The following is a 26,512-nucleotide window of genomic DNA, read 5'->3' as shown; positions in this document are numbered from 1 at the left end:
AGTTTTGCTTGTCTTCTTTTCGCAACACTAAGGTAAGTGAAAATTCTGACATGGCAAAATCCTGGGCAACTTTTTGTTGCTCAGGCACTTATAAATAATGTTAAACTATAGTGTTGCGGAATTAAGGGTAAAAATCGGTGCATTTGTTTGCAGTTATGATTATTTTTTTGTATTTTTGTCCCAAAGTATCACATAGATAAACATTTCTAAAGATGGTTGCATTGAAATTATACCCTGTGGGAATCCAAACTTTTGAGCGAATTCGAAAAGAAGATAAGCTCTATGTTGATAAGACGGAATACATTTACAGAATGACGCATTCTGGTGGATGTTATTTCTTCTTGAGCCGACCACGCCGTTTTGGTAAGTCATTATTGACTTCAACTTTTCAAAGCTATTTCGAGGGTAAGAAGGATTTGTTTAAAGGACTTGCCATCGAAAAGTTGGAGCAGGAGTGGACGGAATATCCTGTGCTGCATTTTGATATGTCGGGTGGCAAGCATATGGAAAAGAAGGAGCTGGAAGAATATTTGGGCTATCAATTGGCTAAGAAAGAGGCTACGTATGGTATTACAACACCTCAGAATGGAGCAAATAATCGTCTGACCGATTTGATTCAGACTGCTTATCGAAAGACAGGCAAGCAAGTTGTCGTGCTCATCGATGAGTATGATGCTCCTTTGTTGGATGTAGTACACGAAGAAACTTCCTTGCAGGTTCTTCGCAACGTTATGCGCAATTTCTATAGTCCATTGAAAATGTGCGAGCCTTATCTCCGCTTTGTTTTCTTGACGGGCATCACCAAGTTCTCGCAGATGAGCATCTTTAGTGAACTGAACAATATCTCTAATGTGAGCATGGATGAAGAGTATGCGGGAATTTGTGGTATAACCAAGGAAGAAGTGGTGAACCAAATGTCGGCGGATGTTGATGCTTTGGGTGAGAAGTTGGGCAAGACAAGAGAGGAGACGCTTGCGGCTCTTCGAGAGTACTATGATGGTTATCATTTTGCAGATGTCTCGCCTGACGTATTTAATCCATTTAGCTTGCTCAATGCCATGTCAAAAGGCAAATTAGATTACTATTGGTTTGCCTCTGGCACACCTACTTACTTGATCAACATGCTCAACAAGTTCCAGGTGATGCCATCTGAGATAGGTGGCAGCGAGGCTGATAAGTCGGAGTTTGATGCTCCAACAGAGAAGATGACCACCATTATGCCGTTGCTTTATCAGAGTGGCTACATCACCATTAAGGGCTATGACCCAGAGACGGAACTCTATCTCTTGGACATTCCGAACAAGGAGATTCGTGTAGGCTTGTATCGTAGTCTCTTACCTTATTATATAGGTATGAATACGGTGAAGGGTACCACGACCATCGCCAAAATGTCGGCTGCCATCCGTCGCAACAACATTGATGGAGCCCTTGAGATGCTCCAGGCTTATCTCGGCACGATTCCTTATTGCGACAACACGGATTATGAGGGGCATTATCAGCAGATGATGTATGTCATCTTCTCCATCCTCGACAATTACGTGGATGTGGAGGTTCACACGCCAAAGGGACGTGTCGATATGGTGCTCCGTACCGCCACCCATCTCTACCTCTTTGAGTTGAAACTGAACCAAAGTGCAGATGTGGCAATGAAACAGATCGACTTGAAGGAGTATGCGAAGCGTTTCGCCCTCTGTGGTCTGCCAATCGTTAAGGTGGGTATCAACTTTGATGTGGAGACGCATACCATCAAGGATTGGAAGGTAGAAGAAGAAAAAAATGTTGTACTTTTGCAGGAAAAGAGATTAAAATAACGATGAAGAAACTTTCTGTAATCATATATTTGGCAATGGGTGCATGTGCCTCGCCGGTGTTGGCGCAAAGCAATCAGGCTTTGCGAGATTCTTTGGCTCATGCCACGGATATTCTTGCTTACCATCCCGACAGTATTGATCTTCGATTGAAGAAAGCGGCATGGAATATCCAGTTGGAACAATGGAATTATGCGAAGGATGATCTGGATAAGGTTTTGTATTTAAATAGTACCAACATAGCAGGACTGTTTTATCGTGCCTTTGTTAATGAGAAGTTGAACAGATACAATTTTGCCCGGCTCGACTACCAGAATCTTCTGGTTCTTGTGCCTGGTAATTTTCAAGCGCAGTTGGGGTTGGCTTTGCTCAATCAGAAAGACTTGCATTTTACGGAAGCTTATGATGGCATCAATAATCTGATAGAACAGTACCCAGATAGTGCCATCGCTTATGCAGCCCGTGGCGGTATGGAAAAGGAAAAGGGGCAGTTGGAGTTGGCGGAGTATGATTATGCGCAGGCTATTGCTCGGGATAGCGCCAATCAGGATTATCTTATCAATCATGTAGATTTGCTCGTCAAGTTGGGGAGGAAACAGGAAGCATACGCAGATTTGGAGCGACTTTTAAAGTTAGGCGTAGCGCCAGGACAGTTGCGTGATTTCTATATTCGTTTGAGAACCAAGAAGAAATAGTTGTTTTGGTTCTCCTTTTTCGTTGTTTTTTTTGTCCCACAGATTTCACAGATTTCCACAGATTTTTTATGGAATCTCTAATGAATCGCTTTGTCCAATCCCAGGGGGATATCTGCAACGACCGAACAGGTCGCCTCCGCGAAAATCCGTGTCGTCCGATGATGAAAAAAAATCTGCGTCATCTGCGAAATCTGCGTGACTAAAAAAACGTCCCAAGAAAAATCTGTGTATATCTGTGAAATCTGTGGGACTTTTTACAACCTCAGGGGGTATCTGCAACGACCGAACAGGTCGCCTCCGCGAAAATCCGTGAGTAATCGCTTCAGCAGGAAACCTCCGAATAAATTCCGTGTCATCCGATGAATAAAAATCTGCGTCATCTGCGAAATTTGCGTGACAAAAAATCCCACACAGATATTCTTATTTGTCTCTAATTCTGTTCCATTTGCCATAATTTATTAAAAACTTTTTTGCAAAGTCAAGTTTTATTTGTATCTTTGCATCGTTTTAGTTGATAAAATAATAAAGTAAGAAATTAAATAGATAAGAATGAAAAGAAGGAATCTTCTATCAGCAGCATTACTTTCTTTAGTACTTTTTTCGAGTTGCGATTCGGTGTTTGACGTGCATCCTTATGATGTGAGGGTGAAAGGACAGACCCAGATTAATTCGACGATGATCACGAAGATAGAAAATGCCGTTAAGTCACAAGACACCATCCGTTTTGCTTTTATCAGCGACTCGCATCAGTGGTTGAACGACTTGTCTGATTTGGTGGGTGATATCAACAAGCATGACAGTATCGATTTTGTAATTCATGGGGGTGACATTACAGACTTCGGTTCTACGCGAGAGTTTGAATGGACTCGTGATAAATTATTCAAACTCAATAAGCCTTTTGTCGTACTATTGGGTAATCACGACTGCTTAGGTACGGGCAATCAGGCCTATGAGAAGATGTTTGGAAATCCGGATTTCAGCTTTATCGCCGGACGAGTCAAGTTTGTCTGTCTTAATACCAATGCCATCGAATATGATTATTCTATGGCAGTTCCTAATTTCGATTACATGGAGGAAGAAGTGACCAGTCGGGCTGATGAGTTCGACCGGACCGTTGTATGCATGCATGCCGCTCCTTATACAGAGCAGTTTAATAATAATGTGGCAAAGGTATTTAATTACTATACCCAGAACTTTCCGAAACTGATGTTTTGCCTGTATGGTCATGGGCATCACACGGAACAGACTGATATTTACAAGAATGGCATCATGTATTATGAGGTAGGCAATACGCCGAAGCGAGAGTATTATATATTTAAGATAACCCCAAAAGACTACAGCTATGAGATTATTAAATTCTAAACGAATCATGTTGATGGTTGTGGCGTTGTGCGTGATCAATACGGGCTTGTTTGCTGAAAGTCCTGATACCACCCGTTATGACAAGCGTATTCATCATTATCGCCAGAATTGGGGGGCATTGATACCTACCCAGTTGATATTACAGACTTGTGGCAATATGGGGCTTTTCTCTGTTGGAGTAGGATGGGATTATGGCAAGCGTGGACAATGGGAGACTCAGTTGCTGTTTGGCTATATTCCCAAATACAGTTCCCATTCCGCAAAAATGACGATCACGCTCAAGGAGAATTATATCCCTTGGTCTATCAATCTCAAGAAGGGCTGGTCCTTTGAACCGTTGGAGTGTGGATTGTATTTCAATACAGTCATTGGACAGGATTTCTGGACGAAGCAGCCAACAAAGTATCAGAGTGGCTATTATCCTTTTTCCACCCGTATTCGCCCGAACATATTTATCGGTGAGCGTTTTTCCAAGGAAATTCCTAAGAATAAGCGTAAGTTCATCAAAAGTTTTTCGTTTTTCTATGAATTGGGCACCAATGACATTTACTTCATGCGCTTATATCGCAATGGAGGAAAGGCGGAATTCTGGGATGTCTTCGGATTGTCGCTGGGTCTCAAGGCCCAGTTGTTCTGATATTCCTATTTTCATCGGATGATGCGGAATTAATTTTTATTCTATTTCCAGACAGACCACTCCGTTGGAGAAATCGTGAATGGAGTAGTGGGTGTCACCCTGGATGAGCAGTCCCTGATAAGGGCGATTAAGCATATAATCTCTTTTCGTATCATCATCTTCCTGGATGGTGATACGAAAGGAGCCGCTGAGGGCTACGTAGAACTTGTAGCTTTCTTTTTCTGTGTATTTTTCCAATTCTTTACCCTGGCAGATGCCATATAGATATTCCACGCGATGGATATGGAAAGGGATGTTTTTCATCTCTTCCGTCACAGTCAGACTACCCCTTGGGTCGAATATTTTGGGCAACAGTATGATTTCTTCTTTCTTTTCCATTATCTTTTTCTTTATTAATAATAACGGCTAATTTTCTAATTTATTATATGAAAGAATACATGCTATCATAAAACTAAAGATCGGCTACCTTCACAGGCAGCCGATCTACATTCAATAGGTATTAGTTTTCTTTAAGGTAAAAAGATTGTATTCAGGATAACGTTTGCAAAGATAATAAATTAAATTGAAAACCCCAAGGCTTTACTTGTTTTTTTTAATAAAAATATTTTTTTTCTAAAAATAGTTTGGCTGATTCGAGGTATTTCTTTATATTTGCAATCGATATGGCGAAAACTACGTTAGGATTTTTCCTCTGTAGTTAACTAACGGACTTTTTTTAAAAAAAATTATAATTATGAACAAAATGATGAAATGGCTTTTTGTAGCCGTTGCGTTTACAGGTATGTGCGCGTGCTCAGGTGAGGATGCTTTGCAGCAGTCTTCACAGGTTGAAACTTCCAGTGTTAGTTTCAGTTTCTTTGATTCGACCGTAGAGAAATTTGGAGAGGCAAAACTTTCGAATGGTGCGATGGAAGCAAATGGGGGATCTATTACCCGGGCAGGTGATAGTCTCTTTACGGGTGATGTCCAGACCCGAGCTGATGATAACACGACTACTACGTGGAAAAAGAGATTTACCCGTCTCGACATTGCCATTATTCCAGTCAATTCCAGTCAGAAAATTCAGTATATCCATCAGGCTGATGCCACTCAGGATGGTTTCGGTTCTGCTACTTTGCGTTTGCCTATTGGCAAGTACAAGATGGTGGCTATTGCCAGCAAGGTGAAAGGAGAAGTGAATATCGTTTCGGCAGAGAAGGTTACTTTTCCGGAAAATGAAAAACTGGACGATATGGCTTATGTCTGCAAGGATATCGAGGTGAAGAGTGGCAGCAACACCTTCAATTGTAAGTTGGAGCGAGCTATTTCCCTTCTGAAATTCCAGTCTTCCGATAATCTGCCTGTTGGTTTTTCCAAGATTGAAGCTTCTTTGGTGGGAAATGTTAGCCGGGTATTCAATCCTACTACGGGTTATGGTGTCGTAGATGCTGGTGGCAATACGCACAATAGAAATTGGAGTCTTGCAAAAGCTACATCAGGAAAGCCTTTGTCTGTTTCTATCTATGTTTTTCTCGCATCTGAGAAGGAAACTATTCAGGCTGATTTGAAAATATATAATACTGATAATGAGGTTGCTAAGGCACTTCATTTTGATCAGGTGATTCTCCAGCAGAATCACGTTACTACTTATACGGGTCCTCTGTTTACTTCTGGTAGTGCTTTCGAGTTTACCTTTGAAAATACTGATCTCTTGAAGTCTGGTTATGACAAGACATTTGATGATGATGGTCTGACGAAATAGGAACATTGTGGTCCCGTTTAATTGTTTTTTTGTCCCACAGATTTCACAGATATACACAGATTTTTTCATCATCGGAGTTTTTTAGTCACGCAGATTTCGCCGATGGCGCAGATTTTTTTCATCATCGGATGACACGGAATTTATTCGGAGATTTCCTGCTGCGGCGATTACTCACGGAATTTCGCAGATGCGACCTGTTCGGTCGTTGCAGATACCCCCTGGGATCGGACAAAGCGATTCACTTGGGATTCCATAAAAATCTGTGTATATCTGTGAAATCTGTGGGACAAAAATAATCCCACGAAGAAAAGATATTCCCTGAGAGTGTAAAAAGTCCCACAGATTTCACAGATATACACAGATTTTTCTTGAGACGTTTTTTTGTCACGCAGATTTCGCAGATGACGCAGATTTTTTTCATCGGATGACACGGAATTTATTCGGATATTTCCTGCTGCGACGATTACTCACGGAATTTCGCGGAGGCGACCTGTTCGGTCGTTGCAGATACCCCCTGGGATCGGATAAAGCGATTCACCAGAGATTCCATAAAAAATCTGTGTATATCTGTGAAATCTGTGGGACAAAAATAATCCCACGAAGAAAAATCTGTGTAAATCTGTGAAATCTGTGGGACCAAACCCTCCCACGAAGAAAAATCTGCGTCATCTGCGAAATCTGCGTGACCAAAAAATAATAGCAGCACATATCGGGCGTGAGCCATTGGCCAGCGGCCAAAGTTCCGCGAAAATCCGATGAAAATTTTATCCCACAGATTTCACAGATATACACAGATTTTTCTTGGGACGTTTTTTGTCCCACAGATTTCACAGAGATACGCAGATTTTTATTTGCCTATAGTCTTGCCCTTATTTTTGTTCTTCTTCTTTTTCTTTTTGATTCCGAACAGGTCCTTCAGTCCGTTGAAGTCCTTCTTCATGATAAGACCGAAGCCCTGGGTGTTCAGACTGTTCTTGGTGAAGTAACGGTCGTTGGTCTGGTTGTACATTCTCACGGCGAGATTACCATTCGGAAAGATGAGGTAACGCAGGTCGAAGTCACCGATAAAACTCTGGGTGGCATTGGCATTATCCCTGTAGCCGAACTGTCCGTTGAAGAGCAGACGGTTGTTGAACAGGCGACCGCTCAGAATACCCTCATATTCCGCATTGCTGAAACCCTCGTCTCCCGTAGAGATGTTGGCACCAAAATTCCATTCGTTGCTTTTCACCAGACTGGAGAGAACAGTGTTGATCTGCTGTGAGATGGTACCGCTCAGAAGACTCTGCATGGCAAGCGAAGTCTGACTCTGTTGCGCAGCATCCTCAGTAGCCTGATTGTTCTTCGTCTGTGCATAGAATCTTCCGATACCGAGCAGATAGAGCACCTGCTGGTTCATCTCCTCCTGCGAATTGATGAGCGAATAGATCATCTGTTTCGCATCACTGTTTACCGTAGGCAGGTCCATCGAGAAATCTACGCTCGGTGCATTTGGCGTGCCCTTGATATTCATGAGACAATCTACTCGGATATTGTTGCTGGAGAAGGAGCGACCGATGTTCAAATCGCTCAGCGGCACTCCGTTCACCACGTATTTAGCCTGAAGGTTGAGTGCAGCCTTATATGGATTACCACCGAAGTTGATGGTTCCTCCCGGCAAGAACTCGAAATCCTTCTTGATGATGTTTTGGATGGTCAACTTATAAATACCGTGATCCACCAAATAGTTGCCAAACATATCAAACGAACCCTTGTTGAAATAGTTGGCTCTGATTACGCCGTTTCCGTTGAGCGTGATGTAGTCACCGCTCTGTGGATCCATGAGTAATTTGAGCGTCAGGTTCTGGTTGGTATTCACCAGGAAGTTGATGCGCATATCCGATTCCATATCGTCGTCGTCATCATCCTTTTTTGTGTTCTTTGTGAATGAGAAAGGCTTTTCCCACTCAGGTGTAGCATCATTCCAGTGGATGAAACTCTTGTCGCTGATGGCATCCGGACTTGCCACGTTATAAACGAAGATAGAACCGTGCTCCGGTACGGCATCGATGTCGATGACGGTCTCACCGCTCTTGCCGTGTATGCCCACGTCTCCCGTAGCATATACCGTGCCGTAGAAGGTATTATCGCCAAATTCCCGGATGTCATATCCCAAGAAGTTCTTTGCCTTCAGGTCGAGGTCGTAGCTCAACTTGGTGAGGTGCTTATGATGGATGCCACCGTTTACCACGGCAATGTTGTTGTTGCAGTCGTAGATGGTATCGTTTATCAGCAGGATGTCGTCAGGGATGGCATGAGCACGGAGTCTGTCAAAGTGATATTCGGTGCCCAACTGCTTCATGTGCATCTTACCGCTTATTTCTATGTCGCCCACGAGGTTGATTTCCTTCAGGTCACCCACTACGTTCACCTTTCCGTGACCCTGTGCCTCAAGATGATCCATGAAACTGCCACAGAAGTTCTCCATGAATTTCATATTGGTTCCGGCGGCCTCAATACCGAGGTCGATATAGTTGCGCTTAGGAGATACATAGCCGTTGATGTAGGTCTGTCGTCCAGGTCCTTCATCAGCAGTAGCCCTGATGTCTATCTGTTCGTCTTCCTTGTTGAAGTTTACGAAGGCATGGAGAATGCCCATCGGTCCGTTCTCGAAGGTGAAGTCCTGGATGTCCAACTTGGCGTAGGCATCCGGATTCTGGAAGATAGACTTCACGACAGCCTTTCCTGTCGCTTTTCCTGTGAAATCCACCGAGTGGAAGTTGACGAGGTTGAGGATGTATGCCACATCTACGTCCTTCAGGTCAGCCACGATGGAATCCTCCTTGTTAGGAGTAGCCATACCATTGATGATGACGTGCTGCTTGTCGTGTTTCACTACGAAATTATCCACGGTGAGGTGGTTTTTGTGGTATTCCACGGTAGATGCCTTCACATCCCATTGCGTATCTCCCAACATCAGGTTAGATGGTTTCACGCTGGTCTGTATGGTCAACTGTCCCTGTTCATTCTTTGAGAATCGGGTATCAGCATTCAGCAAACCGCTTAATGGCAGCTTGGATGAATGGTTGTTATAATTGAGTAATGTAGAGAGCACATTGTCTGCCGCCGCTGCTTTCAGTTTGATTTCCGGAGCCTTCTCGTAAGGCATACCCTGTGTGATGCGTGCTTCCAGGTTGAGCGCATTGTCCAGGGTGGTGAGTTCCACGTTTCCGTTGTGGAACGGTTTGCCGTTATAACTGAAGAGTGGGGCACTGAGGTAGAGGTTCAACTCATTGCTCTGTTCCGATATGTTTCCGTTGATGTGGATAGGCGAACTGATAGCTAATGGAATGCCTAATATCTTGTTGAGCACCTCGGTAGAATAGATGTTGCCCTGCAGGGTGAAGTCGTTGTCACCCTTCGCCTTCGTCTTCTTGATGCCAGGCAGTGTGGGCAATTTTTCTGCTATCATGTTCTGTATGCTCGATACTAACGTAGAGAGATTGTATTGTCCTCTTGCATGCAGGCTCATGAAAGGAGCTTCCAGATCGAGATAACTGTCGCTGCTCTGGTTGTTGGCGCTCAGGTCGATATCGTCGAGACTGTAGTCCTTGTCTGCCATCTTCACTCCGAGAATGGAAGGTTGCAGATGGTCGATATGCGTATTGATGGCATACTTGTTGCCCTTCATGGCATAGTTTCCCTCAATGTCCACGCGGATGTTCGGGTCGTCGATGGAGGCGAGTCCCTTTACGATTCCGTGGTTGTACTGTCCGTCCAGACTGATATTGCGGAAACTGTATTTATTGTAGTCGAAACGGCTGATTTCACCTTTTGCCACCAGATGGTCCTTGTTGCCTTTCACCTCGATGGTAGTAGCCACCTGTCCGAAGGTTTTGTTGGCTAAGATGCGGTCGAGGGCAATACCCTTGGTCGCTATTTTAGCCTGGATATTTTTGCCGTTCTTGGAGAGTTGGATGTCAGCATTTCCAGCGCCCGTTTCCAATCTTCCCTTCGAACTGAGTCTGTCGCCACGACCGCTGAGATGGCCCACATAGTGGATGCCTCCGAGACGGGTCACTTCTTTAGGAACATTAATTTTCTTGCCTAAATTATGAGAGATGAAACTGATGCCCCCTTCGGTCAGGTTGAGATTGGCGATATCCACATCCCATGCCGGATGGCTGTTCCAGTCGCTGATTCTTCCTTTAGCCTGCAGATTGATGCTGCCGCTTCCCGTCTTGAAGTTAATCTTCTGACATCTCAGTGAGGTAGAGGTGCCTGTAAACTGTGTGTCGAAGAATACGGCATCCTCGAAATGACGGAAGATAGGGAGCAGGCAGGCGATGTCTGACAGGGTGATTTTCGACTGTTCGATACTGCCCGAATATTGCAGACTTGGCATCACCAACTTCCCGTTATCAAATCGGTAAGTGGCATGTATGTCGCCTAAGGTGATATCAGAATGTGGCAACTGCAGTTCAAACTCCTTCAGCGAAGCTTCACGCTTGTCCGCCACCAACTTAAAACTGAGAGAATTCAGTTGAAGTCCTGATTTATCGCGGAACGCTAATTTCTTGATATGCAGATTGATAGCGTCATCAGTGATGTGATTGGCTATAATGTGGGTCGAGAGGTCGCTGATGCTGATATGAGCAGGTGAGAAGACCCCGGGTTGAGAAGCGATATACCGCTTGTCATACTTCACCGCACCGTGTCGGATGATCAGACTTCCTATGTGCAGGTCGAGTGGCGTATGCTTGGTGGTATCCTTGGAAGCCAATGAGTCGAGCACAAACTGGAAGTTGTGCTTGCTCTGTGCCGTCTGCTGATACAGGTTGGCTTTCAGACCGAACAGCTGTGCCGATGCGATGGAAATCTTATGGTTGAGCAGAGGCAGCAAACTGACCTTTGCCGAAATTCTGGACGCATAGATCATGCTGTCGCCTTTCTGGTCGTACATCATCACGTCATCAATGATGATACGGTTGAAGAAACCTAAATTCACGCTTCCCACCGTCACTTTCGTATCGAATTTATCGGCGAGTACACTTGAAACCTGAGAACCCAAGAAGTGCTGTACTGGAGAGAGGTGTACCAATACAGTGAGCAGAACATAGACACCTACCAGTGTCCAGATGATGCCGTTGAATATATGTTTTAACTTTTTCAGAGCTTTACTATTTTATGTGATTAGCGGCAGAATCGAAGTGAATTTTGCAAAGTGTATTTGCCAAAATCTTTCGAGCCACTGAATATTTATTAATTTTTTTGGCAAAAATACTGCTTTTTTATTACAATACCGAATAATTCGCCCTTTTTTCTTTCCATTCTTACTTTTTTTTGCTAATTTTGCAGCAATGTTTGCAGTTTTTAATGTATAAAGTCTCTGTTTAGCCGACATTTTGACTTGTGAGTCAACGGGAATGAGACGAAGGGAAAAAAGCCCACAGATTACGCAGATTTACGCAGATTTATCTTCACTGGCGAAGATGCAGTATGAAAGATAATTCGTGAGAACTGTAGGAGATGAAAGAAATAGTTTTCAACGAAAGTAATAAGAACGAAAATCAGTTTATATAAATATTTAATATGTAGTTATGGCAAATGTAATTAAGTTACGTAAAGGCTTGGACATTAACCTGAAGGGGAAGGCTTCCAAGGATGTTGCGCTGCAAGTGTCAGAGACTGACGAGTATGCACTCGTTCCTGAGGCTTTTGTAGGTGTTACTCCTAAGGTAGTAGTGCGCGAGGGTGACCATGTCAGTGCCGGTGATGCCTTATTTGTCAATAAGGCATGCCCAGAGGTGAAGTTTGCCTCACCTGTGAGTGGTGTTGTGACCGCCATAGAGAGGGGTGACCGCCGCAAGGTACTCTGCATCAAGGTAAAGGCCGATGCTGAGCAGACCTCAACGGATTTCGGTAAGAAGATTGTGGATGAGATGGATGGCGACGCTGTCAAGCAGGCTCTGCTTGAGGCGGGACTTTTCGGATACATCAACCAGTTGCCTTACGCTGTGTCAACAACTCCAGACACAACGCCTAAGGCAATTTTTGTTTCCACACTTCGTGATATGCCGTTGGCAGCCGACTTTGAGGTGGAACTTCTCGGCAACGAGCAGGCATTCAAGACAGGTCTTACCGCATTGAGCAAGATCGCCAAGACTTACCTCGGTGCAGGTATCAATCAGCCAAATGTAGCATTGATGGCAAGTAAGGAGGTAGAATTGAACATCTTCGATGGTCCTTGTCCTGCTGGTAATGTGGGTGTACAGGTCAACCATATCGACCCAGTCAACAAGGGTGAGGTGGTATGGACAGTAGATCCTGCAGCCGTTATCTTCTTCGGTCGCCTCTTCCTTACTGGTAAGGTGGATCTCAGCAAGAGGGTAGCAGTAGCCGGTAGCGAAATCAAGACTCCAGGTTATGCTGAAGTATTGGTAGGTACCCCTTTGAGTGCTTTTGTAGCCGACCAGTTGAAAACTACTGAGCACGTGCGAGTTATCAATGGCAATCCTCTGACAGGTACTCAAGCATCACTTGCCTCTTATGTAGGTGGACACACCTCAGAGATCACCGCTATTCCAGAGGGTGACGACAAGGATGAGATGCTGGGCTGGATACTTCCACGCACCGATCAGTTCTCTACATCCCGCAGCTATTTCTCATGGCTTTTCGGCAAGAAGAAGGAATATGCGCTGGATGCACGTGTGAAGGGTGGTGAGCGCCACATGATCATGAGCGGCGAGTACGACTCTGTATTGCCAATGGACATCTATGGTGAGTATCTCATCAAGGCCATCATCACAGGCGATATCGACAAGCAGGAGCAACTCGGTATCTACGAGGTGAGCCCAGAAGACTTTGCTGTAGCTGAGTTTGTAGATAGTTCCAAGCTCGAACTCCAGAAGATTGTACGTGACGGTTTGAATACCTTGCGTAAGGAGAATGCTTAATTCCAATAATGAATAAATAAAAAATGAGTGCATTAAGAAATTATCTCAATAAGATAAAGCCTAACTTCCAGGAGGGAGGTAAGCTTCATGCCTTCGAGAGTGTCTTCGATGGTTTCGAGAGTTTCCTGTACGTGCCTAACACGACAGCGAAGAGCGGAGCTAATATTCACGACTCTATCGACTCGAAGCGCATCATGAGCTTTGTGGTAATCGCCCTGATTCCTGCATTGCTCTTCGGTATGTATAATGTGGGATACCAGAATTTCAAGGCTGCCGGTACATTGGATACTGCCAGCTTCATCGAGGTCTTCGGCTTCGGATTCTTAGCTGTCCTCCCTAAGTTGCTGGTTAGCTACATCGTGGGTCTCGGCATCGAGTTTGCCTGGGCTCAGTGGAAGCACGAGGAAATCCAGGAGGGTTATCTCGTCAGCGGTATCATCATCCCATTGATCATTCCTATCACTACACCGCTCTGGATGCTTGCCTTGGCTTGCGCCTTCGCAGTTATCTTCTGCAAGGAAATCTTCGGTGGTACAGGTATGAACATCTTCAATGTGGCTGTAGGTGCCCGTATGTTCCTCTTCTTCTCATATCCATTGGCTATGAGTGGTGATAAGGTTTGGATTGCCAAGGATGCCATCTTCGGTCTCGGCAATACCTTGCCAGACGGATTCACAGCGGCTACTCCGCTCGGACAGTTGGCTCAGAACATTACACCTACCGCTAATCTCTGCGACGCCATCACAGGTTTCATCCCGGGCTGTATCGGTGAGACATCTGTCATCGCCATTGCCATCGGTGCCATTATCCTTCTCTGGACAGGTATCGCATCTTGGAAGACCATGGGTTCTGTATTCGCAGGCGGTATCGTGATGGCCCTCATCTTCCAGGCGCTCGGTATGACACCTATCGCTTGGTATGAGCACATCGTTCTCGGTGGTTTCTGCTTCGGTGCCGTATTCATGGCTACCGACCCTGTAACCTCTGCCCGTACAGAAAAGGGAAAGTACTTCTACGGATTCTTCATCGGTGCCATCGCCGTTATCGTACGCGTGATGAACCCAGGTTATCCAGAGGGTATGATGCTCGCTATCTTCTTCGGCAATATGTTTGCTCCACTCATCGACTACTGTGTAGTACAGAGCAACATCTCTCGCCGTGCTAAACGTGCAATTAAATAATGTAGGAGGAATGTAGATATGAAGACAAATTCAAATAGCTATACTATTATCTATTCGGTTATCATCGTGGTAATCGTAGCATTCCTGCTCGCATTCGTGTCTTCTTCATTGAAGGCAACACAGGATGCTAACGTGGCACTGGATACTCAGAAGCAGATTCTGAACTCACTCAACCTCCGCGACCTCGACAATGCAACTGCGGCTGCCAAATATAAAGAGGTGGTAAAGGCTGAGAAGGAGAAGGACGGCATGAAGTATTACGAGTGCGAGATTGATGGTCAGAAGAAGACTGTATATTCTGTAAAGGGTATGGGTCTCTGGGGTGGTATCTCAGGCTTCATTGCCGTAGATGCCGACAACAACACCATCTATGGCGTATATTTTAACCACGAAGGCGAGACAGCCGGACTCGGTGCTGAAATCAAGGACAACCTGAAGTGGCAGCAGAAGTTCCAGGGCAAGAAGATTCACAAGGATGGCGTACAGGGCATCGCGCTCGGCGTTGAGAAAGACGCTCCAGCAGGCGACCCAAACAATGTGGATGCCGTGACAGGTGCTACATTGACATCCGATGGTGTGGATGCTATGCTCAAGGAAGGTCTTGCTAAATTCATTAAATAATTAAGCGATATTATGGCATTATTTAGTAAACAAAATAAGGAGGCATTCATCAAGCCATTGAACGGTGACAACCCTGTCCTCGTCCAGGTGCTTGGTATCTGTAGTGCCTTGGCTGTTACTTCACAGTTGAAGCCAGCCATTGTGATGGGACTTGCCGTTACGATCATCACGGCATTCTCTAATGTGATTATTTCCATCATCCGCAACACCATCCCTCAGCGCATCCGTATCATCGTTCAGCTGGTGGTAGTTGCTGCCTTGGTTACCATCGTGAGCCAGGTATTGAAGGCTTTCGCCTACGATGTGAGCGTGCAGCTCTCCGTGTATGTAGGTCTGATCATCACCAACTGTATCCTGATGGGTCGTTTGGAGGCATTTGCCATGATGAACAAGCCTTGGCCTTCATTCCTCGATGGTGTAGGTAATGGTTTGGGTTACGCCCTCATCCTCGTGATTGTGGGTGCAGTACGTGAGCTTTTAGGCCGTGGCTCATTGCTCGGTTTCCAGCTGATTCCAGAGGGAGCTTACGATTTCGGATATGTTAACAACGGTATGATGACGATGCCAGCGATGGCGCTGATTCTCGTTGGATGTGTAATCTGGGTACATCGTGCCTATATTTATAAGGAGGAAAAGTAAGATGGAGCACGCAATAAGTTTGTTTTTCCGTTCGATTTTCGTCGATAACATGATCTTCGCCTACTTCTTGGGTATGTGTTCATACTTGGCAGTATCTAAGAACGTGAAGACCTCTTTGGGATTGGGTCTTGCAGTAACCTTCGTGTTGCTCATCACCGTACCAGTAGATTATCTCCTGCAGACCAAGGTGCTCAGCGCTGACGGAATCTTAGGTGTGGATCTCACTTATCTGAGTTTCATCCTCTTCATCGCAGTCATCGCCGGTATCGTGCAGTTGGTCGAGATGGTTGTAGAGAAGTTCTCTCCATCGCTCTATGCAGCTTTGGGTATCTTCCTGCCATTGATTGCCGTAAACTGTGCCATCATGGGTGCATCACTCTTCATGCAGCAGCGCATCCTGATGGATCCTACCAATACTCAGGCTATCACCTCAGTATGGGATAGCATTGTATATGCAGTAGGTTCCGGTCTCGGTTGGACACTCGCCATCGTCTTGATGGGTGCCATCCGTGAGAAGATGCAGTATTGCGACGTGCCAAAGCCATTGCAGGGACTCGGCATCACATTTATCACAGTAGGCCTCATGGCAATGGCTATGCTTTGCTTCTCAGGCTTGAAAATCTAAAAAAGGAGGACTATAGATATGGGTAATACATCATTTATATTGGCTAGTATCGGAGTTTTCCTCGTAGTGATTCTCCTGCTGGTTATCATTCTGCTCGTGGCTAAGAAGTATCTCAGCCCAAGCGGAAATGTAAATATCGAAATCAATGGCGATAAGACCATCAACGTGCCTCAGGGCAGCAGTTTGATGACTACGCTGAATGAGAACGGCATCTTCCTGCCTTCTGCCTGCGGCGGTAAGGCAAGTTGTGGCCAGTGTAAGGTTCAGGTGCTCGAAGGCGGCGGCGAGATTCTCGATTCTGAGAAGCCTCACTTCACCCGCAAGCAGATCAAGGACCACTGGCGCCTGGGATGCCAGTGCAAGGTGAAGGGCGACCTGAAGATCAAGGTGCCTGAGAGTGTGATGGGCGTGAAAGAGTGGGAGTGCGAGGTGATCTCCAACAAGAACGTTTCCAGCTTCATCAAGGAGTTCAAGGTGGCTCTGCCTCCAGGCGAGCACATGGACTTCGTTCCGGGTTCTTACGCTCAGATCAAGATTCCTGCATACGACTGCATCGATTACGACAAGGACTTCGACAAGGATCTCATTGGCGAGGAGTACATCGGAGCATGGAAGAAGTTCAACATCTTCTCTCTCAAGGCTCACAACCCAGAGCCTACCATTCGTGCTTACTCTATGGCGAACTATCCTGACGAGGGTGACATCATCACCTTGACTGTTCGTATCGCTACAACTCCATTCTTGCCACGTCCACAGGTAGGATTCCAGAACGTACCAACAGGTATCGCTTCTTCTTACATCTTCTCATTGAAGCCAGGCGACAAGGTAATGATGAGTGGTCCTTACGGTGACTTCCATCCTAACTTCACTTCTGGCAAGGAGATGATCTGGATTGGTGGTGGTGCCGGTATGGCTCCATTGCGTGCGCAGATTATGCACATGACCAAGACATTGCATACTACCGACCGTGAGTTGCACTTCTTCTATGGTGCTCGTGCGTTGGGTGAGGCGTTCTTCCTGGAGGACTTCTGGGAGCTTGAGAAGGAATTCCCTAACTTCCACTTCCATCTTTCATTGGACCGCAAGGACCCAGTGGCAGATGCTCAGGGCGTGAAGTACTACGAGGGCTTTGCTGTTAACTGCATCCGTGATACCTACTTGAAGGATCACGAGGCACCAGAGGATTGCGAGTACTATCTCTGCGGACCTCCAATGTTGATCAAGACCGTAACCGATTATCTGGATTCTCTCGGTGTGGATCCTGAGAGCATCATGTATGATAACTTCGGATAAAGATAATAAAAGCCGTTGAGCTCATGAGTAGCCTCATGATGCCCAACGGCTTTTTTTGTATTGTTAACAGACTTCTTGACTATAAATCTTGGCAGTTTGTCGTTTTTTTCCTAATTTTGCATCATGTTATCCGTCACAATGGATCAACAGTGACAGAATCGTATCAAAATAATAGAAATCAAAAGGAAAGAAGAAATATGAAATACCTCTTATTTTCGGATATACATGGCTGTTTGCCAGCATTAGAACGGGCACTCGACTTCTATGAGGCTCAGAAGTGTGATATGATGTGCATCATGGGTGACATCATCAACTATGGTCCCCGCAACCGCATTCCGGAGGGCATCGACCCTAAGGGCATCGTGGAGCGTCTCAATGGTCTGGCAGACCAAATTATCGCCGTACGTGGCAACTGTGATGCAGAAGTCGATCAGATGCTGCTCGATTTCCCTATCATGGAAACCTACGCCCTGCTCGTGGATAACGGCAAGCGATACCTGCTGACCCACGGACATATATATAATAAGGAGAATATGCCTAAGGGACCTTATGATGCCATCATCTATGGTCATTCTCATCTCTGGGAATTGTCGCATTCCGACCGTGCCATCTGCAATACGGGCAGCATCACCTTCCCTAAGGGCGGCAATCCTCCTACCATCGCCACCTTAGAGGACGGTAAGTTCACCATGTACAATTTGGATACATTGGAAGTCATGGCAACCATGGAGGTGTAATCAAAAAAAGGAAATCCTAATAATATGATCGAGGAATATCAAATCAGAATTCTGCCAGAACAGGCAGCGAGCGAGGAAGGCATCAAGCGCTATCTCGCCAAGGAAAAGGGGTTGGATGTGAGAACACTCAACCAGGTGAGGGTGCTCAAGAGAAGCATCGATGCCCGCCAGCGCACCATCTTTGTCAATCTCAAGGTGCGTGCCTATATCAATGAGTTTCCGCAGGACGACCAGTATGTCCATACGGAATATCCCGACGTGAGCAGTAAGCCTCGTGTCATCGTGGTGGGAGAGGGACCTGGCGGTCTCTTTGCTTCCCTCAAACTCATCGAATTGGGTTACAGACCGGTGGTTTTGGAGCGTGGCAAGGATGTGCGTGAGCGCAAGAAAGACCTCAGTAATATCACCAAGACCCAGAAGGTGGATGGCGAGAGCAACTACTGTTTTGGTGAGGGTGGCGCAGGTGCCTATAGTGACGGCAAACTTTATACCCGCAGCAAGAAACGTGGTAGTGTGGATAAGATACTGAATGTGTTCTGTCAGCATGGAGCCAATACAAATATCTTAGCTGATGCCCATCCGCATATCGGTACCGACAAGTTGCCGCGTGTCATCGAGAATATGCGCAATACCATTCTCCAATGTGGTGGTGAGGTGCATTTCCAGACCAAGATGACCCGCTTCGTCTTGGAGGGCGACAAGGTGATAGGTGTGGAGGCTGTCAACCTGCAGACGGGTGCGGAGGAAAACTATCGTGGTCCTGTGATCTTGGCTACCGGTCATAGTGCCCGTGACGTGTATCGTTATCTCGCTTCTTCCAAGATAGAGATTGAGGCGAAGGGCATTGCCGTGGGTGTCCGTCTGGAGCATCCTTCCCAGATCATCGACCAGATACAGTATCACAACAAGAACGGTCGTGGCAAGTATCTCCCTGCAGCCGAATACAGTTTTGTTACCCAGGTGGATGGCAGGGGTGTATATAGTTTCTGTATGTGTCCGGGCGGTTTTGTGATTCCTGCAGCTACGGGTCCGGAACAGCTTGTGGTCAACGGTATGAGTCCGAGCAACCGCGGTACGGCATGGAGCAATTCGGGCATGGTGGTGGAGACGCATCCTGAAGATGTAGCGCCATTTGTGAAGGATCATCAGGCAGTGTTGGAGGAAATCGAACTTCGCAGACAGGAGGATTCTTCACTCTTCACTCCTCACTCTTCCCTCCAAATGATGTATTTCCAGGAGATATTGGAGAAACAGTGCTGGCAGCAGGGCAACATGAAGCAGACGGCGCCATCTCAGCGCATGGCCGACTTCGTGAACAACCGTTTGAGTTACGACCTGCCTAAGAGCAGTTATGCGCCGGGTCTGGTATCCAGTCCGCTTCATTTCTGGATGCCGTCATTTGTGAGCAAGCGTCTGCAGGAAGGATTCAAGACATTCGGCAAGAATGCGCATGGATTTCTGACCAATGAGGCGATACTGATAGCAACGGAGACTCGCACCTCTTCCCCGGTCCGCATCGTTCGCGACCGTGAAACCTTGCAGCATGTCCGCATCCAGGGTCTCTTCCCTTGTGGTGAGGGAGCCGGCTATGCTGGTGGCATCGTTTCCGCAGGTGTGGATGGAGAACGCTGTGCCGAAATGTGTGCGCAGTATATGGAGCAGCTGTGATTTAAAATAATCAAATAAAAGCTTGCGGTTTTCAATTCTTTTTTCTAACTTTGCAGCGTGATGTTTAAATCATGCAACATGTTGAACAAATTAAAGCGATAAATGATGGAAAAGAAACAAGTTAAAGTCGGTTATTGGACTTATGAGGAGTTTTGTAAGAAGTTCCCAGATTTCGATAAAATTCCCGTTTGTGATAATTATCGGCCAGGCAGAGTCGCCAAATTTACAAACGTAAAATTTGCCTCTTCCAAATAAAGATCTTCTTTTCGCTATCCTTCACAAGACCATATTGAATTTAAAGCATAGTGCTAATAGCATAAAATCGGCGCATTTCCCATATTTTGAGGGAAAATGCGCCGATTTTATGTTATTTTTATGCAATTTGCATGGAAAGAGATGCAAACGTTTGCATAACAAAAAAGGCAAAAAGTGAGCCATCAGGAAAAGAAAGTTTGTAGATTCTTAGTAACTTTGCCCCTGTAAACTTATCTAAGAATGTGTTTGTATATAACTCTAAAGAACGAGTTAGAACATAACGTAAACTTTTAAAACTTATATAAAAGATGAAACGATTTTTACTTTTCCTAATGGCATTTGGGGGAATGACTCCTATGATGCAGCAAGCAATGGCAGAAAACGTAACATTGCACTTCTATGTGCCAAATACCTGGGCTAATGCATGTGCTTATGCATATAGCGGAGAAGGTGCAAGTTCTATGGCTTATTTGGGTGCTTGGGGTAGCGATGAAAGTGTTTCTAATGATATAAAAACTGTCGATGGAAACAAAATTGCAACTTGGACTTTTGATACGGGTACAGTATCTGCTTCTGATGTGAAAGTTATCTTTAATGATAAGGGAAGCAATCAGTGCCCGGGAAATAACCGGCCTGGTTGGAAAGTTGTAAACAACGGATATTACACCACAAATGGCCTCCTTGCAGATACTGAGTTTGAGATGGTAGCAGAGTGTGGTGGTAAGCAATTAATTAGAGCTCTTTCTGCCTCACGATTGCGTGAATCCAATCCATATTCTTTAGAACAGTTTTCTGTAGGTATTAAGGATGAACTGCTTCCTGGTAAAAAAGGAGATCTGGTACGTGTGTATGTGCGAGGAAAGAACAATCATTCTTTACAGTATCGCCCACTGATAGATAATACACTTGGCAGTTCATGGAATTTGGCTCTTAATACCAATTTGACAGGATATGTTACAGGAGCCTATCTGGATCCTACAACTGCAGCTTCTTCTTCCAATGCAATTGTTATTGTGAAGGGTTCTGGAGTATCTTATACACTTGGTTTGAATTTGGGTGATAAAATAAAGCATCATAAAGGTGAGCCAAATGTTTCTTATGGTGCCGAAGCTCATTCGTTGTCTTTATATACCAATAAGTCAATAGATGAATTGTATGCTTCATTATATCCTGGATATAAGAATGCTACCGCAAAGAAGAATGCTGACTTGGAAGATTTCTATATGTTAGGTAATGTAGCAAATACTTCATATTCCTATGAGGCTACAGAAGCTAATAAAATGGTAAAGAATATCTATCTTAATCAAAAGGACAACAATGTTGTAGATAGTATTGTATATAGTAAGGTGGTCAAAAAAAATAATGGATCCTTCGGAGACTTGTATATGTCTTTTGCGCCAAAATCATTGATGGATGATGCCAGTCGTGTATTTGGTTCTAAGGTTGCTGATGCTTTATATACCGATCACGAAAAATGGAATCTGGTAGTAAGACCTCAGGTACAGGATCAGAAGGATGGTACTGCGACAACAGGTTCCGTATTTGTTTCCGGTTACAGAGGAGACAATGATTCCAGATGTAACGGTTCGCAGTCGTTAAATCCTCAGGCTGATGATGCAAGAAACTATTATATCGTTCGTTTGAATACGACCACAAGTACTTATCGTATTGAGTTCGTTGACGATCAGGTTATCTCATTCCGCGATAAACTTCGTACTTATAGTAGTGCGTTTAACCTGAAGTTGAAGGATGGTTATAGAGCTTATACTGCTCAGAAATTTGAGGAAACAACTGCAGGACAGACTGGCCAGCCTGAAGGTAGGGTAGTGTTGCGCAGCCTCAAATATATTCCTCACGATCAGGGTGTCTTGCTCGTAGCCGATCAAGTTCCTGCCAGTGGTAGTGAAACCTTTGAGGTTCTTACTGATGCCGACGATAGTGGTTTGCTTACTGAGGTCGAAGAGAATTGGTGGAAGAATAGCTACCCTAATGAGACTTTCCGCAACGACTTGGTTGAAGCTGTATATGGTAAGAACATTGAAAATGGTGAATACACAGTAGATGATAAAAACTATTATCACTATAGCTGTCGTCATTTTGCTTTGAATTATCTGTATAATACGAAGTACTATAAGGGATTGCAGGATGAGGCAGTCAAGTCTCAACTTTCAAACTATGCGGGTTTCTTCCGTGCTGAGGGTAATGTTAAACCAGGACATGCATTCCTGGCTTTGAAGACAGATCAGCTGAATCACGATTGCCAGTTTGTGGGCGATATTAATAGCAATTTGGATGACAATACCGCACCTGCGAAGTTGGTTTTGTGGTTTGATGATGCGAATGAAACTACTGGTATTTCAGAGATAAAGGTAAATGAGAGAAATACTGATGATGCATACTATACTTTGCAAGGCGTCAAGGTTGCTCATCCAGCCAAGGGAATTTTCATTCACCAGGGCAAGAAGGTGGTTCTCAAGTAGTGTGTTTGAATTTCTTATGAATGATTTTAAAATATAGAGTATGATGAAACAATATATAAAACCAGTCACTGAATTAAGTTCTTCCCGATTGAAAACAGCTATTTTGGCTGTATCGGGACCAGAGGGCTCACAGATCAAGGACGACTTCATGTCAAAGAAAAATGATTTTTTCTTCGATGACGCTCAGGAATTAGATGAGAATGCTTGGGAAAAGGGCTTTTCAGTTTGGGAAGAATAAATAGTTTTTGAGTTAGGTGTTTTAAGTAAAAGGAAGGGTGTGTCATGAGCTTTGACACACCCTTTATTTTAAACTTCTTCTTGTTTTTATACTTTAAAGTCTTTCTTACCACGTCAACGCTTTCTTCATCTCTTTGTTGGGAATATCAATCATAAAGGATTCTGTTTCAGGGATATAACCCTTAATGGCTATACAACCACTTTGGTTAATATCTATTCTGCCTTGTTTTGTACTTTTAAGTTTCTGGTGATAATACCTTATCAGCCTATTTGCTTTTGCAGAGCTAATCATTTTATTCGGAATAACAAAGGAAAAAGGCTAAAAAATGCCGATTGTGCAATCGATTGCACACAATAAGTGTATAAATATGGGGAGAAAGTTAACGGATTTTAGATATTTTTTCTAATTTTGCCTTGATAAAAGTTAGTATAATAAAAGTTTCTGACTAAGTAGTGGATTTTGCTAAAAGCATGTTCATCTTAAAAAAATAGATAAAGTTAAAAATGACGTATAAGTTCCTAAAAGAAGTGATGATTAACTAACTGAATAGTTTTAAGGTCATCTACTCGCGCTCATAGAAGCTTAGAACAACATATAAATAATGACTTAACTAAATAAAAGATGAAAAGATTTTTTACGTTTTTAATGGCGGTTTGGGCATTATTGTCCATATCGCAAACGGTAAAGGCAGCCGATTTGACTGTCTATTTCCAATGTCCGAGTAACGGATTTGAGGTCAAGGATAATGATAATCATGTTTATACCTCTAAGGTGACCAAGAAACTCTGTTTGAATTTGAAAAATAATCCCCTTGTAAAAAAAATGGTTTAAAGCTATATAATTATGAAAAAAAGATTTACACTAATGATGATGGTGTTATGCTTCTTAATGAGCATACCACTGAAAATGATGGCTTTCGCCGAAGTTAAAGCAGTTAGTCATTATTTACAACCTGGTAATTGGACTGAAAATGACAATTTCAAATTTAACACAACAGATGGTAAAATTTATACTTGTAAATTGGATAATGTGCCTTCTGGTACACAGGCTATTTGGTTCCGTATTGTCAAAGAAGGAAAAGAGTATGGACCAGGAAATGGATCCTCATCAGACTTGGTTCTGACAGGTACTTATCAGCAGATTTTTGAAGGTACATCTAATGCCCTGAAGATAGTTCCTACTTCAGGTAAGACTTCTTATACCATTACTTATAATTATGAAACCAACCAGATTAAGTATGATGCTCCTGAATCAGGTGGCACTGAAGGTGGTGGCGGTAGCACAACCGTTGATTGGAATACTGTGACAACTAATCGTCTCAAAGATCATGTTTATACTCAGGGTTTCTATCTCGCTGGTAACTTCTTTACCTTTGATGAAAAAGATAAGATAAATTATGACGATGCTGTATTCAAGTTCCAGCAGCAGAATGATCAATCAATTAGTGAAGCTGCAACCACTCCATATGATGTATATATGGTTGAGATACCTGCTTCTCTTACTGCTCATGCGCAGGTAATGTATGTCGATGAGACTGGAAAAGCAGTAAAGGTATTTGGTCCTACTTCTGCTTGTGGCATTAGTGAGACTTATCCTTCAACAGAGGCTAAGTCTACTAATTGGGAAACTTTGAATGGAACGGTAAAATTTTCAGAGGATAACAACTATTGGAATTTTGTTACTCGTAATAAGAGGCCTGATGAGTATTCTGATGGATTGTACGAAGTATATATTGCTGTAGACAAGACAACTCATGAGCCAGCTAAGTGGATGATTACGCATCAAGCAAAGAAGCGTGTGGCTTACTTCATTAGCGATGCTCCTGATGCCACTGTTATGCCTCTTTATGATACTTACAAAAAGGATGATCCGCAATTTAGTAATAAGTTCTTTGCTACAGTCAATCTCGCAGCAAATCGTTCGTACTATGTAATTTCTAATTATGTAAGAGATAAACTATATACTGAATGGGCGAAATCTTATGGAGCCTTCAATCCTGAACTTCATGCTATTAGTTGTCCAACGACTAATAAACTTTTCATGTTGGGTAATGGTGGACTTGAGTATATAGGTAAAGATCCTGAAAACGAGGTTCTTCCAAATGAGGCTCCTGTAAAGATTAATAAACGTAATTTTGGTGTACAGATTGTTGAGTATAATCCTTCCAAAGGTGATGATAATAGGTGTAAGGATAATAATCACTTTGGTTTCATTGGTGAACTTATTCTGCGTACTGACCGTGCAGTGCTTACCTCTGTATCTTTGGTTGGTGATGCTATTCCTGGTACATTAAATGCGGATAAATCATGGAATTACAAATCTAATGCTGCAGATATGGTTTATGATGAAACTGAGCAGTGTTATAAGGCGAGAGTCGTTACTACTAGCGATGCTTATGGAAAACCATTCAGATTTGTAGGTAACCATGATGAAAAAATTACTTGGTATGAGAATACTAATACTGATAAAAATGAGATGGCTAAGTATCCTTATGATTCAGAAAGCGCTCCTGGTCATACCGCAGATGTCAATGATCCTAACAAAGTAGATTATACTGAAAAGGGTGACCCTACCAGTGAAGATTATAATAGTTGGAACATCATTTGGAACCGTCCTGCAGGTCGCTGGACCGTACGTCTTTACTTCCATACCTATAGTGATGGTAATGATCCAAAGACTGACTATTATTACACCATTACTGCAAATAGGGATATGGAGTTACACGATTTAGGGGACGTGGTTTATGGTTCTGAAACCAACAAGCAAAATATAACTAATTTGGGTGGCTATAGGTATATGAGAACATGGAGTGCACAAAAGTCATGGAAGATTTCTGATAAGGTTGATATCTTTGTGGTTAGTAGCATCACAGATGATAAATCTGGTGATGTTAAGATGACTCTAAAGAATATTAATGGATATGTATCTGGTGGTGATGACCATGTGATTCCTGCTAATACTGGTGTGATTCTTGCAACAACGAGTGAGGCTGCTTCTAAGATACCTGGAGCTAAATTCAAATCTCGTGAAGATTTTACATCCTACAATAATTTGGTAATTCCTATGGAGCAGTATAAAGATGATGTAGAATATAAGGATCAAAACTTCTTGAAGCCAATTCTTGTTTCACGTGTGATTCCTTCATCTGACGCGGATAATTACAATTATCTCTTTGGATACTATAATGCCCAGATTGCTACAGGTGATAAAATTAATTATGGAGCAGATGAATATCTTCTTGGATTCTGGATTTCTAAAGGTAGCAAGCCATACTTAAGTAATAGTAGTTATTTGCCAATAGCTAAGGAAAAAGCAGCAACAATGAATCGTCTTGGTACAAGTTATGATGACTTTGGACCTGCTGTTGGCAGTGCGAAGAAGGTTCCTGGAGTCATATTTGACTTTGATAATGTTGGCGGTACAACAGGTATCAACGAGGTGGTAAATCAGAGCACTAAGTTGAACGATGGCAAATACTACACCCTGAGTGGTCAGCAGGTAGAGAAGCCTACAGCAGGTGGTATCTATATCCACAACGGCAGAAAGTTCGTGGTTAAGTAACTATAAGTATTGTAGAACAAGTAAGCAAAGAATAAA

Annotated in this window: 18 protein-coding genes; 16 read left to right on the top strand and 2 right to left on the bottom strand. The window is 43.8% G+C overall.

Annotation, left to right across the window (positions count from 1 at the left end; all coding sequences use genetic code 11):
• Window positions 1-212: 212 nt before the first annotated feature.
• The 4 genes from EXN75_RS09240 to EXN75_RS09225 all read left to right on the top strand — a co-directional run bounded on the left by EXN75_RS09240 (window position 213) and on the right by EXN75_RS09225 (window position 4,502).
• Window positions 213-1,811: an ATP-binding protein gene (locus EXN75_RS09240; RefSeq protein WP_134843583.1), complete on the top strand. Its 1,599-nt coding sequence runs from the start codon at window positions 213-215 to the stop codon at window positions 1,809-1,811.
• Window positions 1,812-1,813: 2 nt separating this feature from the next.
• Complete coding sequence (locus EXN75_RS09235; protein WP_187349081.1) at window positions 1,814-2,503, top strand: tetratricopeptide repeat protein; 690 nt, start codon at window positions 1,814-1,816, stop codon at window positions 2,501-2,503.
• A gap of 549 nt (window positions 2,504-3,052) precedes the next feature.
• Window positions 3,053-3,865 carry a metallophosphoesterase family protein gene (locus EXN75_RS09230; RefSeq protein ID WP_134843581.1) on the top strand — a complete coding sequence of 271 codons (813 nt, stop codon included), beginning with the start codon at window positions 3,053-3,055 and terminating at the stop codon, window positions 3,863-3,865.
• Window positions 3,846-4,502, top strand: coding sequence for a hypothetical protein (locus tag EXN75_RS09225; RefSeq protein WP_134843580.1), 657 nt, complete (start codon window positions 3,846-3,848; stop codon window positions 4,500-4,502). The genes EXN75_RS09230 and EXN75_RS09225 overlap by 20 nt, the downstream gene beginning before the upstream one ends.
• Before the next feature lie 36 nt (window positions 4,503-4,538).
• Here EXN75_RS09225 and EXN75_RS09220 read toward each other — a convergent pair whose 3' ends face one another.
• Window positions 4,539-4,880 carry a sugar 3,4-ketoisomerase gene (locus EXN75_RS09220; protein ID WP_134843579.1) on the bottom strand — a complete coding sequence of 114 codons (342 nt, stop codon included), beginning with the start codon at window positions 4,878-4,880 and terminating at the stop codon, window positions 4,539-4,541.
• 355 nt (window positions 4,881-5,235) lie between these two features.
• On the opposite strand from EXN75_RS09220, the gene EXN75_RS09215 reads away from it, so the two are divergent.
• Window positions 5,236-6,243 carry a hypothetical protein gene (locus EXN75_RS09215; protein WP_134843578.1) on the top strand — a complete coding sequence of 336 codons (1,008 nt, stop codon included), beginning with the start codon at window positions 5,236-5,238 and terminating at the stop codon, window positions 6,241-6,243.
• A gap of 847 nt (window positions 6,244-7,090) precedes the next feature.
• On the opposite strand, the gene EXN75_RS09210 is transcribed toward EXN75_RS09215, so the two are convergent.
• Window positions 7,091-11,323: a translocation/assembly module TamB domain-containing protein gene (locus EXN75_RS09210; protein ID WP_246031344.1), complete on the bottom strand. Its 4,233-nt coding sequence runs from the start codon at window positions 11,321-11,323 to the stop codon at window positions 7,091-7,093.
• Between the two features lie 499 nt (window positions 11,324-11,822).
• On the opposite strand from EXN75_RS09210, the gene EXN75_RS09205 reads away from it, so the two are divergent.
• The 11 genes from EXN75_RS09205 (at window position 11,823) to EXN75_RS09155 (ending at window position 26,476) form a co-directional block, all read left to right on the top strand.
• Window positions 11,823-13,178: a Na(+)-translocating NADH-quinone reductase subunit A gene (locus EXN75_RS09205; RefSeq protein WP_134843576.1), complete on the top strand. Its 1,356-nt coding sequence runs from the start codon at window positions 11,823-11,825 to the stop codon at window positions 13,176-13,178.
• A gap of 23 nt (window positions 13,179-13,201) precedes the next feature.
• Entirely contained in the window at window positions 13,202-14,359 is a 1,158-nt protein-coding gene (locus tag EXN75_RS09200; RefSeq protein WP_118118859.1) for an NADH:ubiquinone reductase (Na(+)-transporting) subunit B, read from the top strand.
• Between the two features lie 18 nt (window positions 14,360-14,377).
• Window positions 14,378-14,980: an FMN-binding protein gene (locus tag EXN75_RS09195; RefSeq protein WP_118118861.1), complete on the top strand. Its 603-nt coding sequence runs from the start codon at window positions 14,378-14,380 to the stop codon at window positions 14,978-14,980.
• A gap of 12 nt (window positions 14,981-14,992) precedes the next feature.
• A complete protein-coding gene (locus EXN75_RS09190) occupies window positions 14,993-15,619 on the top strand; it encodes an NADH:ubiquinone reductase (Na(+)-transporting) subunit D (RefSeq protein WP_118118863.1) in 627 nt (208 codons plus the stop codon).
• A 1-nt stretch (window position 15,620) separates the two neighbouring features.
• Entirely contained in the window at window positions 15,621-16,244 is a 624-nt protein-coding gene (nqrE, locus tag EXN75_RS09185) for an NADH:ubiquinone reductase (Na(+)-transporting) subunit E (RefSeq protein WP_118118865.1), read from the top strand.
• An 18-nt stretch (window positions 16,245-16,262) separates the two neighbouring features.
• Window positions 16,263-17,537, top strand: coding sequence for an NADH:ubiquinone reductase (Na(+)-transporting) subunit F (gene nqrF, locus EXN75_RS09180; protein WP_134843575.1), 1,275 nt, complete (start codon window positions 16,263-16,265; stop codon window positions 17,535-17,537).
• A gap of 197 nt (window positions 17,538-17,734) precedes the next feature.
• Complete coding sequence (gene yfcE / locus EXN75_RS09175) at window positions 17,735-18,274, top strand: phosphodiesterase (RefSeq protein WP_134843574.1); 540 nt, start codon at window positions 17,735-17,737, stop codon at window positions 18,272-18,274.
• 24 nt (window positions 18,275-18,298) lie between these two features.
• Window positions 18,299-19,942 carry an NAD(P)/FAD-dependent oxidoreductase gene (locus EXN75_RS09170; protein WP_134843573.1) on the top strand — a complete coding sequence of 548 codons (1,644 nt, stop codon included), beginning with the start codon at window positions 18,299-18,301 and terminating at the stop codon, window positions 19,940-19,942.
• A 563-nt stretch (window positions 19,943-20,505) separates the two neighbouring features.
• Window positions 20,506-22,677 (top strand): starch-binding protein, encoded by a 2,172-nt coding sequence (locus EXN75_RS09165; protein WP_134843572.1) that lies wholly within the window; start codon window positions 20,506-20,508, stop codon window positions 22,675-22,677.
• A gap of 40 nt (window positions 22,678-22,717) precedes the next feature.
• Window positions 22,718-22,915, top strand: a complete 198-nt coding sequence (locus EXN75_RS09160) for a hypothetical protein (protein WP_134843571.1) — start codon at window positions 22,718-22,720, stop codon at window positions 22,913-22,915.
• 843 nt (window positions 22,916-23,758) lie between these two features.
• The gene (locus tag EXN75_RS09155) at window positions 23,759-26,476 is read left to right on the top strand and encodes a hypothetical protein (RefSeq protein ID WP_134843570.1); all 2,718 of its coding nucleotides are present in this window, start codon (window positions 23,759-23,761) and stop codon (window positions 26,474-26,476) included.
• Window positions 26,477-26,512 lie beyond the last annotated feature (36 nt).

This window comes from Segatella hominis, from assembly GCF_004535825.1.
GTDB classification, from domain to species: domain Bacteria; phylum Bacteroidota; class Bacteroidia; order Bacteroidales; family Bacteroidaceae; genus Prevotella; species Prevotella hominis.
The sequence above is the reverse complement of the archived record's forward strand: the minus strand, read 5'-3'. Positions and strand labels throughout refer to the sequence as shown.

Coding starts and splice junctions, on each gene's coding strand:
- EXN75_RS09240 (WP_134843583.1), top strand. CDS start 213: ATGGTTGCATTGAAATTATACCCTGTGGGAATCCAAACTTTTGAGCGA.
- EXN75_RS09235 (WP_187349081.1), top strand. CDS start 1,814: ATGAAGAAACTTTCTGTAATCATATATTTGGCAATGGGTGCATGTGCC.
- EXN75_RS09230 (WP_134843581.1), top strand. CDS start 3,053: ATGAAAAGAAGGAATCTTCTATCAGCAGCATTACTTTCTTTAGTACTT.
- EXN75_RS09225 (WP_134843580.1), top strand. CDS start 3,846: ATGAGATTATTAAATTCTAAACGAATCATGTTGATGGTTGTGGCGTTG.
- EXN75_RS09220 (WP_134843579.1), bottom strand. CDS start 4,880: ATGGAAAAGAAAGAAGAAATCATACTGTTGCCCAAAATATTCGACCCA.
- EXN75_RS09215 (WP_134843578.1), top strand. CDS start 5,236: ATGAACAAAATGATGAAATGGCTTTTTGTAGCCGTTGCGTTTACAGGT.
- EXN75_RS09205 (WP_134843576.1), top strand. CDS start 11,823: ATGGCAAATGTAATTAAGTTACGTAAAGGCTTGGACATTAACCTGAAG.
- EXN75_RS09200 (WP_118118859.1), top strand. CDS start 13,202: ATGAGTGCATTAAGAAATTATCTCAATAAGATAAAGCCTAACTTCCAG.
- EXN75_RS09195 (WP_118118861.1), top strand. CDS start 14,378: ATGAAGACAAATTCAAATAGCTATACTATTATCTATTCGGTTATCATC.
- EXN75_RS09190 (WP_118118863.1), top strand. CDS start 14,993: ATGGCATTATTTAGTAAACAAAATAAGGAGGCATTCATCAAGCCATTG.
- nqrE (WP_118118865.1), top strand. CDS start 15,621: ATGGAGCACGCAATAAGTTTGTTTTTCCGTTCGATTTTCGTCGATAAC.
- nqrF (WP_134843575.1), top strand. CDS start 16,263: ATGGGTAATACATCATTTATATTGGCTAGTATCGGAGTTTTCCTCGTA.
- yfcE (WP_134843574.1), top strand. CDS start 17,735: ATGAAATACCTCTTATTTTCGGATATACATGGCTGTTTGCCAGCATTA.
- EXN75_RS09170 (WP_134843573.1), top strand. CDS start 18,299: ATGATCGAGGAATATCAAATCAGAATTCTGCCAGAACAGGCAGCGAGC.
- EXN75_RS09165 (WP_134843572.1), top strand. CDS start 20,506: ATGAAACGATTTTTACTTTTCCTAATGGCATTTGGGGGAATGACTCCT.
- EXN75_RS09160 (WP_134843571.1), top strand. CDS start 22,718: ATGATGAAACAATATATAAAACCAGTCACTGAATTAAGTTCTTCCCGA.
- EXN75_RS09155 (WP_134843570.1), top strand. CDS start 23,759: ATGAAAAAAAGATTTACACTAATGATGATGGTGTTATGCTTCTTAATG.